16 protein-coding genes are annotated in these 16,632 nt (G+C 27.8%); 3 read left to right on the top strand and 13 right to left on the bottom strand.

What is annotated here, in order from left to right; translation table 11 throughout:
* Positions 1–4: 4 nt before the first annotated feature.
* Together ACQ3F0_RS17125 and ACQ3F0_RS17130 are read right to left on the bottom strand one after the other, a co-directional pair.
* On the bottom strand, positions 5–1,930 hold the full coding sequence (locus tag ACQ3F0_RS17125; protein ID WP_428866574.1) for a serine protein kinase: 1,926 nt from the start codon (positions 1,928–1,930) through the stop codon (positions 5–7).
* A gap of 352 nt (positions 1,931–2,282) precedes the next feature.
* Positions 2,283–2,414 carry a hypothetical protein gene (locus ACQ3F0_RS17130; RefSeq protein ID WP_428866575.1) on the bottom strand — a complete coding sequence of 44 codons (132 nt, stop codon included), beginning with the start codon at positions 2,412–2,414 and terminating at the stop codon, positions 2,283–2,285.
* 109 nt (positions 2,415–2,523) lie between these two features.
* On the opposite strand from ACQ3F0_RS17130, the gene ACQ3F0_RS17135 reads away from it, so the two are divergent.
* The 3 genes from ACQ3F0_RS17135 to nagB are packed head-to-tail and all read left to right on the top strand — an operon-like array spanning position 2,524 to position 5,145.
* Entirely contained in the window at positions 2,524–3,270 is a 747-nt protein-coding gene (locus tag ACQ3F0_RS17135) for a GntR family transcriptional regulator (RefSeq protein WP_428866576.1), read from the top strand.
* 1 nt (position 3,271) lies between these two features.
* On the top strand, positions 3,272–4,414 hold the full coding sequence (nagA, locus tag ACQ3F0_RS17140) for an N-acetylglucosamine-6-phosphate deacetylase (protein WP_428866577.1): 1,143 nt from the start codon (positions 3,272–3,274) through the stop codon (positions 4,412–4,414).
* Between the two features lie 5 nt (positions 4,415–4,419).
* Positions 4,420–5,145: a glucosamine-6-phosphate deaminase gene (gene nagB, locus ACQ3F0_RS17145; protein WP_428866578.1), complete on the top strand. Its 726-nt coding sequence runs from the start codon at positions 4,420–4,422 to the stop codon at positions 5,143–5,145.
* Positions 5,146–5,230: 85 nt separating this feature from the next.
* Here the strand turns inward: nagB and speB are convergent, their stop codons facing one another.
* The 11 genes from speB to ACQ3F0_RS17200 all read right to left on the bottom strand — a co-directional run bounded on the left by speB (position 5,231) and on the right by ACQ3F0_RS17200 (position 16,615).
* Positions 5,231–6,088 carry an agmatinase gene (gene speB, locus ACQ3F0_RS17150; RefSeq protein ID WP_428866579.1) on the bottom strand — a complete coding sequence of 286 codons (858 nt, stop codon included), beginning with the start codon at positions 6,086–6,088 and terminating at the stop codon, positions 5,231–5,233.
* Positions 6,075–6,929 carry a polyamine aminopropyltransferase gene (speE, locus tag ACQ3F0_RS17155; RefSeq protein WP_428866580.1) on the bottom strand — a complete coding sequence of 285 codons (855 nt, stop codon included), beginning with the start codon at positions 6,927–6,929 and terminating at the stop codon, positions 6,075–6,077. Before speE ends, speB begins: the two co-directional genes overlap by 14 nt.
* Positions 6,930–6,969: 40 nt before the next feature.
* A complete protein-coding gene (speD, locus tag ACQ3F0_RS17160) occupies positions 6,970–7,386 on the bottom strand; it encodes an adenosylmethionine decarboxylase (RefSeq protein ID WP_428866581.1) in 417 nt (138 codons plus the stop codon).
* Between the two features lie 36 nt (positions 7,387–7,422).
* Complete coding sequence (locus ACQ3F0_RS17165) at positions 7,423–8,871, bottom strand: aminotransferase class I/II-fold pyridoxal phosphate-dependent enzyme (RefSeq protein WP_428866582.1); 1,449 nt, start codon at positions 8,869–8,871, stop codon at positions 7,423–7,425.
* A gap of 375 nt (positions 8,872–9,246) precedes the next feature.
* On the bottom strand, positions 9,247–9,936 hold the full coding sequence (locus ACQ3F0_RS17170) for a response regulator transcription factor (RefSeq protein ID WP_428866583.1): 690 nt from the start codon (positions 9,934–9,936) through the stop codon (positions 9,247–9,249).
* A 26-nt stretch (positions 9,937–9,962) separates the two neighbouring features.
* Positions 9,963–11,426: a sensor histidine kinase gene (locus ACQ3F0_RS17175; RefSeq protein WP_428866584.1), complete on the bottom strand. Its 1,464-nt coding sequence runs from the start codon at positions 11,424–11,426 to the stop codon at positions 9,963–9,965.
* 151 nt (positions 11,427–11,577) lie between these two features.
* Positions 11,578–13,173 (bottom strand): MutS-related protein, encoded by a 1,596-nt coding sequence (locus tag ACQ3F0_RS17180; RefSeq protein WP_428866585.1) that lies wholly within the window; start codon positions 13,171–13,173, stop codon positions 11,578–11,580.
* Positions 13,174–13,312: 139 nt separating this feature from the next.
* Positions 13,313–14,236, bottom strand: coding sequence for a tetratricopeptide repeat protein (locus ACQ3F0_RS17185; RefSeq protein ID WP_428866586.1), 924 nt, complete (start codon positions 14,234–14,236; stop codon positions 13,313–13,315).
* Positions 14,237–14,245: 9 nt separating this feature from the next.
* Complete coding sequence (locus ACQ3F0_RS17190) at positions 14,246–14,878, bottom strand: trimeric intracellular cation channel family protein (RefSeq protein ID WP_428866587.1); 633 nt, start codon at positions 14,876–14,878, stop codon at positions 14,246–14,248.
* Positions 14,879–14,958: 80 nt separating this feature from the next.
* Complete coding sequence (locus ACQ3F0_RS17195) at positions 14,959–15,498, bottom strand: helix-turn-helix domain-containing protein (protein WP_428866588.1); 540 nt, start codon at positions 15,496–15,498, stop codon at positions 14,959–14,961.
* A gap of 154 nt (positions 15,499–15,652) precedes the next feature.
* Positions 15,653–16,615: a DUF4349 domain-containing protein gene (locus ACQ3F0_RS17200; protein ID WP_428866589.1), complete on the bottom strand. Its 963-nt coding sequence runs from the start codon at positions 16,613–16,615 to the stop codon at positions 15,653–15,655.
* Between the last annotated feature and the right edge of the window lie 17 nt (positions 16,616–16,632).

Genomic DNA, 16,632 nt, shown 5'->3' on the forward strand with positions numbered 1-16,632 from the left:
GGAATCAATCCTTCCATAGGTTATTTGCAGCATATTTTAATATAACATTGCAACAATGATCACAATATCCATTAGCTTTCATTTCTTCTACCATCGAATTATATTTTTTAGCTTGCTGTTTATCTCTTACTCTTGATTTTGTTATTATTCTAGATAAATCTTTCACTGATGCAGTTAATTTAGATTCGATAGCTTCTTTTAATGGTTCATAAGCAGTATAATCTAACTTGCCTCCACTTCTAATCAAATAGAACATATATGAAGTTACATCAGTTCTAAATCCTTTAGCTGAATTCTCTGAAATACCTATTTGCTCTTCAATTGAACGCATAAATTTCAAATCTGGCTCTAATTCCTCACCTGTAGATTTATCTTTTAATTTACTCTTATTCACATAGGCTTCTGCATTATCAAGGTAATTATCAAATAAGCTTTCTGCTTGTTCTCTAAAACTTTGTATAAATGCTTTCGTTATTTCTTTTTCAAGGATTTTATTATACTCTTTCCTTATTGTGTCTTGTATAAATGCTAGATACTTTTTCTTTATTTCATCACTTATATCTACTTCTTTAACTGCTTTAATTAAGCTTTCCATTACACTTAATGGATTAATACAATCATATTCTGAATTAGATAAAGCATCGTCTATACTTTTAATAATAAATCTAGTTGAGATTCCTGACATTCCCTCTCTTAATGATGCAACTTCTTCCTTTAACTCCATTACATTAATTTTTTTAGTAGTTCCTTTTTCTACTATGTCTTCACCATTATATATTCTCAACTTTGTTAATGAATCAACTTTATTTGAAGGAGCTAATCTTGATAAAATAGCAAACATTGATGCTATTTCAATGGTATGTGGTGCCATGTGTGCTTTAAAATAACTTCTGTTTAATATTTTATTATAAATTTTAATTTCTTCATTTAATTCGAGACAATAAGGAACTTCAATTTTAACAATTCTATCTAATATAGCTTCATTAGTATGATCTGATTTAAATTTATTCCATTCTGCCTCATTTGAATGAGCTATGATAACTCCATCAAAGTATATCATGGAATTTTTTCCAGGAGATGGTATAGATTTTTCCTGTGTAGCTGTAATAATAGTATGCAAATATTCAACATCATTTTTAAATACTTCAATGAATTCTATCATACCTCTATTACCAACATTGAAAGCACCATTTAATGAAAGTATTCTAGGATCATCTTCTGGATATAAGTCCATCTTTGATATATCTACACTACCAGTAAGAACACTAGTATCTTGATTATTTGGATCAACTGGAGGCACAACACCTATCCCTTTTCTTGATCTTATAGAAAAATCAGTAGCAACTACAGGGAATCTTTCATATTCACCATTAAATTCGTGTTTCAATTTATATCTACATACAGGACATAAATCTCCTTCGATGTTAACTCCTAAAACTTCTTCAAATTGTGATCTTAAATGTTTTGGTACCAAATGTAATGGATCTTCTCTCATCGGACAACCTTCTAAAGAATAAATTGGTTCACTACTCTCTAAGGCACCCTTTAAGATTTCTACTAAAGAAGACTTTCCTGCTCCAACAGGTCCTACTAAATACAAAACTTGTCTTGATTCTTCACCTTTCATTCCTGATGAATGAAAATAATTCACCAATTTCATTATTACTCTATCGATTCCAAAGAATTCATCTTTGAAAAAATTGTATTTTTTTATAATTTCATTTCCGTATATTTTTCTTATTCTTGGATTTTCTTCAGGTTTTAGTATCTTTAAGCCATCCCTTGTAATTATGTCATATAGTCTTTTATGTGCAAGTTTAACTATATCTGGCTCATCTTTTACCTTTTCCAAATAATCAAGGAATGTACCCTCAAACTTGTTCTTCTTATTATTTTCGCGGTCTTTCTGAATAATATTTTTAAAATCCAAACTATCCCTCCTCCACATAATTTATGGATTACTATTAAAGTCTTCTTTTCTAATATATATGTAGGTACTTATTGAACTTATACCTCATTATTTAAGCTAATTATTTTGAGACGTTAGAAAAATCCTTCTTACATCAATATATAGTGTCTTCTCTAACCTTTAAATACACTATGTATAATAAAAAAAGCTCAAATATCAAAATATGATTGATATTTGAGCTTTTCTATTATTTAGTAGTATTACCTTTTTGATTATTTACCTGATGTTTTTGTTTAGATTCTTTTGACCCTGATCTTTTTTCAATACCTTTCTTTGCCATAAAATATCCTCCTGAATTATAAATTAACTACTTTTATTTTTTATTCTTCTTTTTAGGTTCATTTAAATTCCCGTTGTTACCATTATCACTTTGTTTAATTCCCATTGCGGCCTTTTGTTTATTAGACAGTTTTTCTTTAAATCCCATTTTGATAACTCCTTTCAAAAATATTATTCCACCTCGAAAATCAATTATGCTTGAAAACGTAAAAATTTCATGTTAAAATTGGTATATACAACATATCAACAATACATTAATGTTTTGAGGTGATTATATGAAAAAAGTTAATAAAAATAACCCCCTTCCACTTTATTATCAATTAAAAGAAATACTAAATGAAATGATTGATAATAATGAACTAAACCCTGGTGATTTAATTCCAACAGAAAGAGAATTATGTGAGTATCAAAACATAAGCAGAATGACTGCTAGAAAAGCAGTTATGACTTTAGTTCATGAGGGCGTTTTATATAGAGAACAAGGTAAAGGTACCTTTGTGTCACAACCTAAAACCTTTCATCAATTATACGATTTAAATAAAGGATTTACAGGTGCTATGAAAAAAATGGGGTTACAAACTTCTTCTAAATTACTTCAATTTGCAATTAAAGATGCAAATATGCAAGTATTTAATAATCTAAAATTAAACGAAAAAAATAACAAAGTAATAAAAATCAAAAGATTAAGAATAGTTGAAGATGTTCCTTTTGCCATTGAAACAACATATTTACCCCTTTATTTGTGTAAAGATTTATCAAAATCAGAGCTAGAAGAAAAATCTTTATATTCTATACTAGAAGAAAAATATAATTACTCAGTTTATAGCGATAATCAAACTATTGAACCAATCATTTTAAATGATTACGAAAGTGAACTCTTAAATTTAGAAAATGCACCTTTAGCTTTATACATAGAGAGAACAGTATACTTAAAAGACAGTACCCCTCTAGAATTCACCAAATCCATTTTTACAAGTAATAAGTATAAATATGAAATTGCTTTTAAGTTGGGAGATGATTAATATGAAAGCACTCATAAATGGAAAAGTCATATTAGAAGATAGCATCGTAGAAGAAAAAGTTTTAATTTTTGATGATAAAATTAAAGATATCAAAGATGATTATAATTTAGACTATAGTATTTTTGATGAAGTTATAGATGCTAATGGTGCCTTTGTGTCACCAGGATTTATAGATGTACACATTCATGGTAACGGTGGAAGTGATACTATGGATGGAACTATTGATGCTCTAAAAACAATTAGCTCTAGTATTGCAAAGAATGGCGTTACATCTTTTCTGCCTACAACATGTACAATGAGTAACGAAAAAATTCAAATAGTTCTCAATACTATAAGATTGGCAATGAAAGATAAGATGCCTGGTGCAACAGTTTTAGGAGCACATCTTGAAGGACCCTTTATTAATAAATCTTATAAAGGGGCACAAAATGAGAAATATATATTATTACCTGATTTTAAATTAATACAAAATCATTTGGATGTAGTAAAAATAGTGTCATATGCACCTGAGAAAGATAACAATTTTGAATTTGCTAAAAAAGTAACCGAAAATAGTGATATCATTTTATCAATAGGTCATACTATGGCATCTTATGAAACAGCAATAGAAGCTATAAAGGAGGGTATAAGTCATGTAACTCATACCTTTAATGCAATGACACCTCTTAAACACAGAGAACCTGGAGTAGTTGGTGCTGCTTTTACTACAGATGTAAATTGTGAAATCATTGCAGATATGATTCACATTCATCCTTCATTATTTCAATTTATCATAAATGTAAAAGGTATTGATCATACATTATTGATAACCGATTCCATGAAAGCTGGTAATATAGAAAAAGGTTCTTATGATTTAGGTGGTTTAAAAGTAATTGTCGATGATAACTCAGCAAGACTTGAAAATGGTACATTAGCTGGTAGTATATTAAAGATGAATAATGCTATTAAAAATATATTTAATAATACAAACCTCTCATTACCGGAAGTAATAAAAATGGCATCTTTGAATCAAGCCAGAGAACTAAAACTAGATGAATATATTGGTAGTATTAGTAAAGGTAAAAATGCTGATATTACTATATTTAACGATAGTTTTGAAGTAAATAAAACTTTTGTTAATGGCAAAATTGTTTATGGAAGGTGATGTAAATGAAAATAATAATAACTGAAAACTATGATGAAATGAGTATTAAAGCAGCAAGAATGATATCAAGTCAAATCACCCTAAAAAATAATAGTGTTTTAGGATTAGCAACAGGCTCCACTCCAGAAGGTATGTACAGGGAATTAATAAATATGTATAACAATAAGGAAATAAGTTTTAACGAAATTGTTACATTTAATTTAGATGAATATTATAATCTTGAAAAAGATAACACTGAAAGCTATGACTACTTTATGAGAAAAAATTTATTCAACCATATTGATATAAACAAAGAAAATATTCATATTCCAAATGGTATGACAGATGATATAGACTTTGAATGTCAAAATTATGATAATATGATTAAATCATCTGGCGGAATAGATATGCAAATATTAGGTATAGGTGGTAATGGACATATTGGTTTTAATGAACCTAATATAAATTTTGAAGCAACTACTCATTTGGTAAACTTAACTGAAGATACAATAGAAGCAAATTCTAGATTTTTTGACTCTATTGAAGAAGTCCCAACCAAAGCAATAAGTATGGGAGTTAAAACAATAATGAATTCAAGAAAGATAATTTTATTAGCTAATGGAAAAGGTAAAGCAGAAGCTATATATAACGCTGTTAAAGGAAAGATAACACCAACTCATCCTGCATCAGTTCTTCAACTTCATAATGACGTAACTTTAATTTTAGATAAAGAAGCAGCATCACTGCTATAAAAGTTACAAAAGGGCTATCTCCGATTTTATCTGAGATAGCCGCTTATATTTTTATAGTTAGTAATTAAAATTTAATAATATAGAATTATTTTTTGCATATTGCCAAAACAGTTTCTCTTAAAACTTTGCATGCAACCGCTGTAGATGTACCACTTGCATCATAATGTGGAGATAATTCAACTATATCCGCTCCAACAATATTCAATTTTGATATATGTGTTATTACTTCCATCATTTCTTTAAAGGTAATTCCACCAGGCTCTATAGTTCCTGTTCCAGAAAAAACTGATGGATCTAAAATATCCAAATCAATAGTTACATATACTGGTTTATCCCCTATTAGGTTAACAACTTCATGTAATTTATCACAATTAAATTTATTCATAAAAGTGTGATTTTGTGACCATAAGAATTCTGTCTTCTCACCTGATCTAATACCAAATTGATATATTTTATTATCCCCTACAATCTCCCATATTCTTCTAATTACAGTAGCATGAGATAATTTTTCACCAAGGTAATCTTCTCTTAAATCAGTATGTGCATCAAAATGAAGTAGAACTAGATCATTATACTTATTGTAAACAGACTTAACTGCTGGCAACGTAACTAAATGTTCTCCACCAATCATGAGTGGTACTTTACCATCTTTCACAACATTATCTGTAAAATCTTCTATTATCCCTAATACTTTTTCTGTATTTCCAAAAGGAAATTCTAAATCTCCCCCATCATATATTTTGTATTCCTCTAAATCTAAGTCTAAATACGGACTATAACTTTCAAGTCCATATGATTCGTTTCTCATTATATTAGGGGCAAATCTAGTTCCAGGTCTAAAAGATGTTGTTCCATCAAAAGGACTTCCAAATACAACAACGTCAGATTCATCATATTCATTATCAAAAGACATAAAAGTAAAAACATTTTTATTCAGTTGCATTATCTAGCATCTCCTTAACATACGTAGGAAGAGCAAATGCACCTACATGAATATCCGTATTATAATACTTTGTCTTTATACCTCTTGAATTCCATTTTTCTGCATCTAGATTTTTAATTGGATCTAATTTCTTTGATGCAAAACCAAACAACCAATATCCAGATGGGTAAGAAGGTGTATTATATTGATATGTTTTGCAAATAGGAAAAATATTTTTTATTTTACTATTAGCTCTCTTCATTTCTCTTGCATTATTATCATAAAAAGGACTTTCATTCTGATTTACCAATATTCCATTCTCAGTTAATGCACTATGACAATTATTATAAAATTCATTTGTAAACAATCCTTCTCCTGGGCCTATTGGATCAGTAGAATCTACAATTATCAAATCATAAACATTTTGTTTATCTTGGACAAACTTTATTCCATCTTCAAAATACAATGATACTCTATTATCATCTAATTTGCATGCTGTTTGCTGAAAATGTTCTCTGCAGGCTTTTACAACTATCTCATCTATTTCAACCATATCAATATTTTTTATAGAATCATATTTTGTAAGTTCCCTAACAGTACCCCCATCGCCACCTCCAATAACTAGAACACTCTTGATTTCAGGATTAGTTGCCATAGCTACATGAGTTATCATATCATGATATACGAACTCATCTTTCTCTGTAACCATAACTAACCCATCTATTGTAAGCAACTTTCCAAATTCATAAGTATCAAATATATCTATTTGCTGAAAAGGACTTTTTTCTGAATATAATTGTTCCTTTATTTTCATTGAAAGTTTAACATTATCTGTATGTTTCTCTGAATACCATAATTCCATTCTAAACACCCCTAATTAGTATTTTTAGTAATAATTTTAACTATATATTATCTGGTTTAAATTTTATATCTCCTAATTCTTCCCTTGATATTCTTCTGATTTTATCAACCATTCCTCTTGACACTTCCATAGATTCACTTCTTTCAGCTTTTAAAGCATCTTCTAAATATTCAAAGCCTATCCATGGATTCACTTTATCTCCACATGTAAATAAATCTACTGCTGCATACCCATATTCTGGCCATGTGTGGATTGTTAAATGAGATTCTTGAATAATAACAGCTCCACTTACTCCCCAGGGGTTAAATGTATGGAAACAGCTTTGTACAATTGTGGCTTTTGATTTTATTGCTGCTTCATTCATATATTTTTCTATCAATTCAGTATTATTTAATATCTCTTTATCACAGTTATAATACTCAACTAAAATGTGTCTTCCTAATTGTTCTAATCTCATAATTACCACTCCTTCATACATTTTAATTTAATTATTTTAAATCCCAAGAACTTTTATATATTCAATTTTGGAATCCTCAATATCCGTTATCATACTTTTTTGTTTTTTCAAATACTTAATATAATCTATTATTTCTTTAGTTATTCGTTCCCCTGGAGTTATTATTGGTATTCCAGGTGGATAAATCATTATTGATTCTCCACTTATTTGTCCTGCTGATTTTTCTATAAGTATCCTCTTTTTTCTTGCATAAAAAGCATTTCTTGGTGATACAACTAAATCTGGATTTTGTAGTATTATACCCTCATAGTTTAAGGGTTCACTCTTTTTATATTTTTTGCTAATATCCTTTAAAGCATCTACAAGTTTGGCTAATGATTCCTCACTATCTCCTATACTTACAACTGCTAAAATATTCAAAACATCCGCTAGCTCTACTTGAATTTTATATTCTTCTCTCAAAATATCATAAACTTCGAAACCAGTTAGTCCTAACCCTGATACATTTACTCCAAGTTTTGATTCATCAAAATCAAATACTCCAGCAGTTCCGATCAGTTCTTTCCCAAATGCATATAAGCCGTCTATCATATTTATTTCTTTTCTAGCATTCCTCAGATGAAATAATAGATTCGTAAAAATCTCTTCACCATTTACAGCTAAATTTTTCCTTGCCACATCAACACTGGCCATCAAAAGATAAGATGCACTTGTAGTTTGAGTTAAATTCAATACTGTTTTTACTTTAAATCTATCAATTAAACCTTCGTTCAATAACAAAGCTGAACTTTGTGTTAATGATCCACCTGTTTTATGCAAACTAACTGCAGCCATATCTGCCCCAATCTCCATTGCTTCGTAAGGAAAGTCTCTATGAAATTTAAAATGTGCCCCATGTGCTTCATCTACAAGAACACATATATTTTTCTTATGTGCATAATCAATTATCTTTTTTATTTCCGATACTGCACCATAATAAGTTGGATTTATTAAAAATATTGCCTTTATTCCTCTATTTCCATCTATAGCTTTTTTTATACTTTTAAATGTAACACCCATTGCTACACCTAATTTTTTGCTTGTTTCTGGTTGTATATAAACTGGAATTGCACCACTCAAAATTAATCCATTAATTGCTGATTTATGAGCATTTCTTGGAATAATTATCTTATCCCCTGGAGTACATGCACTCATTATCATTGCCTGTACTCCACCAGTGGTTCCATTTATTAAAAAGAAACCATACTTCGCAGAATACGCCTTTGCTAATAGTTCTTCAGCTTTTTTGATAACTCCATTAGGGTTACTAATATTATCTAATTCCTTCATAGAATTAACATCTACTTCAAGAACTTTTTTTCCTAAATATTCTGCCAATTCGGGGTTACCTTTTCCTCTTTTATGTCCTGGAACGTCGAATGGTAATACACCCAAGGCATCATAATTTTTAAGTGCGGTAAATAGCGGAGTTATATTTTGTTCCATATAATTCGTTCTCCTCCATGAGGGTCGAAAAAAACAACTTATACTATTTTCCTTTAAAAATAAATAACACTTTCATGTTTTCAAAAGAAAATTAAAATTAATTATTGAGACGACCCATAATATAAAAATAAGGTAAGACTAAACTTGAAGTTTACGTCTACTAAACTTTTGCCTAGATAATTATACAAATTTTATTATTGAAAATCAATAGTTTATTTAAAAATTTTTCATAATTTTATTTTATTCTAGTCACACAAAAAATACACTTAATATACCAAATTTTAAAATATATTTTAATAAAAAATTTCTTCATTATTTTATTTATAATATAAAAAGCTAATACACGGCTCTTTCCATGTATTAGCTTGATTAAATTTAAACTTTAAATCTATACCCAACACCCCAAATAGTTTCTATATATTGTGGATTTGATGGATCTTCTTCAATCTTTTCCCTAATTTTTCTTATATGAACAGTTACAGTGGCTATTTCACCTAAAGAATCATAACCCCATATACTCTCAAATATTCTATCTTTACTAAAAACTTTATTTGGATTTGTAGCTAAATGAAATAAAATATCAAATTCTTTTGAGGTTAAAATTATCTCTTTATTATTTATGAATACCCTTCTTGATTCCACCTCAATTTTTAATCCTCTAATTTCAATAGTATTGTCATCAACAACACTTTTTTTTGTTAATCTCTCATACCTAGATATGTGTGCATTTACTCTAGCAACTAATTCACTAGGGCTAAAGGGTTTTGTTATATAATCATCTGCCCCTAATCCTAGCCCTCTAATTTTATCTATATCTTCTTTTTTTGCTGATACTAATAAAATCGGTATATCTTTATTCTTTCTAATTCTTTTGCATATCTCAAATCCATCTATTTCAGGCAACATTAAATCTAAAATAATAAGACTATATTGATTTTCTAATGCTGTTTCCAAGCCTTTTAATCCTGTATGTTCTATATCTACTTTATATCCATTAATCTCTAAATAATCTCTTTCTAACTCGCCTATACTAACATCATCTTCAATAATAAGTATTTTATTCAATATTTACCCTCCAAATTTTCACATTTTTAACCACCGTACTTAAATAGTGTAAACATTATAGTTGTACCTTTCCCTAAAGTACTTTCTACCCAAATTTCACCTTTATGTTCTTCTATAATATTCTTTGAAATAGCAAGACCCAATCCGCTTCCTCCTGTTGTGGAATTTCTTGAAGAATCTCCTCTATAAAATCTATCAAAAATAAAAGGTAACATATCTTTTGATATACCTATTCCATTATCAGATATTGCAACTATAACTTTTTCTTCTTTTTCTTCTAAAGATATTTTTAATTTACCTTTTCTATCTTTATCTAAATATTTGGTACCATTAGTTATAATATTAAGTATAACCCTTTTTAATTGTTGAGGGTCTGCCATAACAAAAATATTTTTTTCTTCATATATAAATTGAAGTTCGATTTCATTTTTATTTAAATCAAAACTCACCTCTTCTACGCAGTCTTTTAAATAGTCAGTCATATTAACTTTCTGAAAATTAAAAGGCACCCTTTTTAAATCTAACTTAGAAAATAAAAACAACTCTTCAATTAATTTATCCATATTATCAGCTTTAGCACTTATTGTATTTATATATCTTTCCATTTTTTCTGGTGTATCTGCAATTCCATCTCTGATTCCTTGAATATATCCATTTATTGATGTAATTGGTGTTTTTAAATCATGAGATATATTAGAAATCAATTCTTTTCTATTTTCTTCATATTGTTGTTGTTGAAGTAGTGATTCTTTTAACCTTATCCTCATTTCTTCAAAAGATTGATATAATTCTCCAATCTCATCTTTTGTATTTATATTAACTTCATAATCTAGATTTCCTTCTTTTATTTCATTTGCTGCTATTCTAAGTTTGTTAAGGGGATCTACTATTCCTTTACTCACAAAATAAGTTATTAGTCTATGGGTTGCAATTAATATTATAATAACAAATAAAAATATTATTATTGAAATTTTATTTACTTGGCTAATAATTGAATCTAATCTACACAAAATTGCTATACTTCCTGTACTTCCATCAGTAAAGTAAAAATCTTCTTGTTGGACTAAATGTAGTTCATTTTCAAATTCACTATGATTTATTGAATTTTTCACTGTGTTTTTTCCAAAATCATTCAGATGTTTTTTATAGTTAAATCCTTCAATGATTTCTGAATTATAAATCTCATCCTCATTCTTCATCACCACTATTCCAGCATCAATATTCAGTAATACATCATCTATATCATCTAAAAACTCTACATCTTGAAGCTTATCTGGATTATTTACTATAATATTATTTAATTTTCTAATATAAGGTTGTGCAATTTTCGGTATATCCTTTATATTAATTTTTTCAAAGGTATTAGAGAGAGGTTTTTGATAATTATTTATATAATGTAGTCTTGCAATAGCTATTAACAACGATACTAAGAGAACTGGTACTAATACCATCGCAACATGCGAATATTTCAATCTTGATCTTATTGTCATGTTTTCACATCCTTTGTAAATTACGAGATATATTTTCCATATCAACATTAGTTTAAAACATACCCTAATATAATTGTACAATTTCTATATAAAATTTTTATAGAATAAATATTAAATTTTTATAAAGAAATAGACCTTTACTCTTACAGGTCTATTTAGAAATCAAGTCTATTCTTTTATCAATCCTGTCTGTAATATCCTTTGGATATCCAAGATATTTAAGTATTCTAATAGCATTTCTTGTAGGGCTTACTCCCTCTTTCAACATATAATCAAATGTCAATTCATTTTCTGATACATGTTCTCTAAAATAATAGTTCTTATAATTATGGAGCATTTCAGTAAGTTCAATATCATGAGTAGCTGCTAAAATAATTGCATTAGAATTATTTAAATAATCTAATATTTCTTCAGCTGCGCTTATTCTCTCGATAGGATTTGTTCCCCTAAATATTTCATCAATCATTGATAGTAATGTTATCTCACCTTGTGCTGATTTCACTACTCTTAGTATCGATTCTGCCTCACCTAGATAATAACTTTTACCTTTAATAATATTATCTTCAGGGTCTATTGAAGTAACGATATTGAAAAAACATGCTTCATATTTCTTAGCTAAACACGTATAAATGGTTTGTGCAAATAGCGCATTTAAAGCCACTGTTCTAAGATAAGTTGATTTCCCTGACATATTTGAGCCTGTTATTAACATACCTTGCTCTTTTAATAGTATAGGATTAGGAATAGCATCATCAATCAACGGATGTTTTAGTTCCTCTCCACAAATATATTTCTTTTTACTAACAAATATAGGTTCTGAATACTCGCCAATTTCTTTTCTGTAAGAAGCTATAGAAATAAGAGCATCTATTTCTCCAACTAAATTAAAAGTTTTTAAAAGTTCACTTTTATTCTTCTCAATTTCAGAAAGTATCTTAAAATAATTTATCTCTTCAATTAAAAAAGCTATAAAAATATAATCAGCAATAACATCTAATCCTTTTAATCTTCCAATAAAAGCTGAACTTTTACCGATTTTCTTACATTTTCTACATAAGTCAACCAATTCCTCAGTATAGCTTTTAATAGATTCATTCTCAAATTTAGTGATTTTCAATGCTGTATTTACTACCATTCCTGCATAACTGGCCGCAGAAGCTCTTTCACTTATTAAGTTTTCCATTTTATGATGAAAAAACATATTCAATAAAAAATTTAAAAATATTAACATAATAAAACTTGATGATCTCGTAATAATTGCAATAATTATATTTAATACAAGACAAGTTGCTAATATAACGCTTAATGATTGATATAGATTATTTTTCTGTAGTTTATCAAACAATATTGAATTGATATTATGTTTTGTTTTTCCAAGTTTATATAAAATAATTTGTATTTTTTCCCTAAGATATTTATTATTTTGAAATTCATTTATAGTAATATTTCTTTTTTCTAATATTTCCTTATCTGAAACAGGATTCCTCAATATTGAATAAAGCTTAAATTCACCTGCTGTACTCATATTTCTATCCAATTTCTTGTACACTTCATCCATAGTCAAATCAATCCATGTAAAATCATCTATATTTATATCTGTTTTATCTGCTGATTCAAAAAATTTTTTTACTCTATCTAACTTTCTTTTTTTCTCAATTTTTTTGCCCCAATGAGCTCTAATATATGATAAAGCTTTTTTATTATTTATTTTTTCTAATAAGTACATCATTGAAAGATTATTATCCACATTTTCTACCTCATATTTTATATTTTTCCACATTATTTATATTAATTATACCATGGTTATTCCATAAACTTAGTATATTATAAAAAAGTGGTAAAATCAATCTTCTGATTTCACCACTTTTCACAGTCTTCTATTACATTTACTCAAAATCTAATATAAAGTTCTCAAATCTTTCAATATCTCTTAGATTGTTTAATTCCATATCCCTTTTTATATACTCAATAAAATCTGAGTTCATCTCTAATGACTTTTCTAAATCATCTAATGCTTTTTCTAATTCATTATTAATTGCATAAAAACAAGCTCTGTTATAATATAAATATGAAGTATCACTATTATTTTTTATACCTTCACTTATAATTGCTATTGCTCTAGTAAAATCTTCTTTTTCCTTATAAATAATTGCTAAATTTAAATAACTAAATGGATAGTCTTTTCTTTGATTAATTGCCTTTTCATAATACTCTACTGCTTTATTTTTTCTATTTAATTTATTAGAAATAACCCCCATATTGAATAATACCATATGATTATTAGGATTAATCATTAAAGCTTTTTCTGTTATTTCATTAGATTTCTCATATTGTTTCTGTTCTTCATAGATAGATCCCAAATTTAAATAGGCCCAAAAATCATCTGAATTTAGTTCAATTGCTTTATTATAATACTCTATAGCTTCTTCTTTATGTCCTAAAGCATCATAAGCGCCTGCTGCAAAAAAATATGCCTTTTGATAAAAAGGATTTATTCCAATAGCTTTATTATAATACAAAATAGCATTATCAAATTCATTTAAGTTATCAAAAATTATTGCTTTTCCATAGTACGCCCTCTCGTCTTGGTTATCAATTCTTATAATTTCGTCATAAGTTGTCATTGCAAGCTCGTATTGCTGGAGTTCATCATAAATTAAAGCTAGCTCTAGAAGAATTTCCACATCTTGTGAATCTTTATTTAATTTTTGTGCTTTCTTATAAAATTGAATAGCTTTTATAAAGTTCTTTTCCTTTTTAAACTGTTGTGCAATATTCTTGTAATTGTTTATCATATAATTTTCTTTCATAACATCATCCTATAATTCTTTATTGTATTTTATATTTCCGGCTCTTACTATAGGCAAATTCAACTTATGCATTATGGCTAGAATTCTTATTAAAAACGTTATCAAAAAACAAATATACATAGCAATGTTATTTGTGAAAATGATATTTGCAAAATAAAAAGATATAGCCCCTATAATTGACGCAACTGCATAAATTTCTTTTCTAAAAACTAAAGGTATATCATTTACAAAAACATCCCTCAAAATACCTCCACCAACACCTGTCAGAAGACCCATTACTACAACAACAAATATTTCATCATATCCATTTGTAAATGCAGAATTTGAACCTATTGCAGTAAAAACACCTAATCCAATAGCATCCATAATTAGTATTATGTTTTGTAATTTAATTATTTTATCATTGAAAATAAATGTTAAAATCGCAAATACAATACCAAGTATACAATATATTGGCTTAGTAAGAGCAGTGGGTGGTATTGTTCCAATCATTACATCACGAAATATACCTCCACCAACAGCTGTAGTTATAGCTAAAAATATTACTCCAAATATATCTAATTCTTTTTTTATTCCCAGTAATGCACCTGAAACAGCAAATGCAATAGTCCCTAAATAATCAAAAATATATAACAGTAACATCTCTATCCCCTCTTTTCAAATAATCCCCTTAATAATTATATATCTAAAATATAAAATGTTAAAGTCGAATTTTGCTTATATTAAAAACTTGGTGGTGTACTTACCCATAGTACTTTAGATTTTAACTTACTTGCATTTTCGATATAATGATTATTCTTAGCCTTATAATAGAAGCATTCACCTTTTCTAGCTCTATATTTCTTATTCCCCAAATTAATATAAATCATTCCAGATAAAACATAACCAAATTCTTCTCCTTCATGAGGTTCATGAATATCATATCTTCCTCCAATATCTAAAGTTAGCAGAATAGGCTCCATCATATTTTTTTGAGCATTTGGTATGACCCATTCTAATTTATATAATAAATCATCATTTTGAACTTCAAAAATATCTTCTCTTGAAAAAATTATTTTTTCTTCTTCTGGTTCACTAAAAAATTCTTTTAAGTTTGTACCCAAACTTTCTAACATATCTGACAAAGTAGCAATTGAAGGTGAAGTCAAATCCCTTTCTACCTGAGAAATAAAACCTTTTGATAATTCACACCTATCGGCTACTTCCTCTTGAGTCAATCCTTTTTCTACTCTAATGGCTTTTATTTTTTTACCTAAATTCATCATTACTCCTTTTAAAATATTATTTTCTATTAATTGTTTACCAATACTAAATATTTCAAAGTATATTATAAAGTTCAATATTCTAAAAATCAATAGATTATATGATTAATTATACAATAAAAAAAGCGGCAAAGCCGCATCTAAACAGTTATTCTTAATCTTTATGTTTATTATTATTTTTATTTTCTTTTATAGTTTTAACTTTTTTTCTAACCTTTAAGATAATGAAAGCTACCAATAAAACTACAATTATATATGGTATCATAACCACTAATACAATAATCATATGCCTTATTAATTTATACAAAGTGTTTAAAGAATTAATAAATCCCTGCTTTATTTGATTAATAAAATCAGTTGGACTTTCTTCAGATAGTTCAGTCACTTCATCAACGTCTATTGAAATAGTACAATAATCTATTAGGTTATCCCATTTTCTTAATGTTCCTGTAAGACTTTCAATTTGATATCTCACATTAGAAAGCTCTTTTTCAATTTGAAGTATATCACTAAGTTCTCCACTTTTCTGTAATAATTCAAGTAACCTTTCTTCTTGAATTTTGAGAGCCTTTAAATGAGCTTCTGAATCAAAATATTCTGCTGTTATTTCTTGAGAATCTTGTCTTTCATTTAATACATTTCCAATATCACCAAGGTCATTAATAAAAGAATCACTTTTTTCTTTAGGAATTCTTAAAATATATGATGCATTTCTTTTTTCATAATCATAACCTTCTAATATTCTTCTTCCACTAACATGTGAGCTTTCTACATAACCTCCTATTGATTCAACTTTCATTACTATTTTATTGTTAGTATCTTCAAAATTTTTAGTTTCTAGACTCACATAATAATTTTTAATTATTTTTCTTCCAGTATCAAGAGTGTTTTCTACACTTTCAGGATTGCTAGACTTATCTGCGGCTTCTTTACTTTTTACTGACTGATTAAATTCTCCTCCAAATCCCTCTTCTGCCATATCCATTTTGTTTTCAGCCGTGCTATTTTCTTCGTAATATCCGTCTGATTTACTACCACAGCCTACAAAAGTAAATGATATCATTAGTGCTAAAATAATAAAAATTGTTATAAATTTCTTTTTACTAACCATTTTCATACAAATCACCTCAACTT

This window comes from Clostridium sediminicola, from assembly GCF_050402865.1.
GTDB lineage: Bacteria > Bacillota > Clostridia > Clostridiales > Clostridiaceae > Clostridium_AF > Clostridium_AF sediminicola.